Source organism: Rathayibacter sp. AY1G1, from assembly GCF_002932095.1.
In the GTDB taxonomy this organism is placed as follows: domain Bacteria; phylum Actinomycetota; class Actinomycetes; order Actinomycetales; family Microbacteriaceae; genus Rathayibacter.
The window spans coordinates 1-652 of the sequence record NZ_PSUZ01000067.1; the positions used below are offsets into that span (position 1 = coordinate 1).

A 652-nucleotide genomic window follows, 5' to 3' on the forward strand; every position below is an offset into this window, starting at 1 on the left:
GCACCTCGAGTCGCAGTTCGACGGACTCCGCCACCGTGCGGAGCTCGTGGGAGCCGCGGCCGCCCTCCTCCCGCCCGATGTCTTCGGAGCGCACGGTGCCGATGCCGTGCTCGAGACCCTGCCCGTCCTCTTCGCCGCTCGCGCGGTCGTCGCAGGCGCGGACGGGGACTCCTCCACCCGCCCGGTCCGTCCGGGCGAGCCCGACTCCGGGCACCACTGATGCAGTCGCGACTGCAGGATCAAGGAGAAACGTTCATGGTCGAGCGCACCGTGCAGGTTGCATCGTCGAAGGGCCTCCACGCCCGCCCCGCCTCGCTCTTCAGCCAGGCCGCGGCGAAGTCGGGTCAGAAGGTCCTCGTCGCCAAGGGCGACGCGACCCCGGTCAACGCCGCGTCGATCCTCGGGATCATCTCGCTCGGCATCGAGCACGGCGACGAGCTCACCGTCAGCGTCGAGGGCGACAACGAGCAGGCCGTGCTCGAGGAGCTCGCGACCTTCCTCACCACCGACCACGACGCGTGACGCGGAGCGTCACGCAAGGCGGCCGGCCCCGGCGCCCACGGCGCCGGTAGCCGCGGCAGCCCCTGGAGCGTGACGTCGACTCTCACTGGGTCGCACCAAGCGCCTGCGGGACCCGGCCCCGCCCTCTGCA

General features: G+C 72.2%; 2 protein-coding genes. Both read left to right on the plus strand.

Annotated elements, in window-relative coordinates:
- A partial coding sequence (locus C5C36_RS17835) for a hypothetical protein (RefSeq protein ID WP_181028893.1) occupies positions 1-220 on the plus strand: 220 nt, incomplete at its 5' end.
- A gap of 35 nt (positions 221-255) precedes the next feature.
- Positions 256-522 carry an HPr family phosphocarrier protein gene (locus C5C36_RS17250; protein ID WP_104224553.1) on the plus strand — a complete coding sequence of 89 codons (267 nt, stop codon included), beginning with the start codon at positions 256-258 and terminating at the stop codon, positions 520-522.
- Positions 523-652: the final 130 nt, after the last annotated feature.

Excerpts from the sequence above, each read along its gene's own strand:
- C5C36_RS17250 (WP_104224553.1), top strand. The coding sequence starts at position 256 with ATGGTCGAGCGCACCGTGCAGGTTGCATCGTCGAAGGGCCTCCACGCC.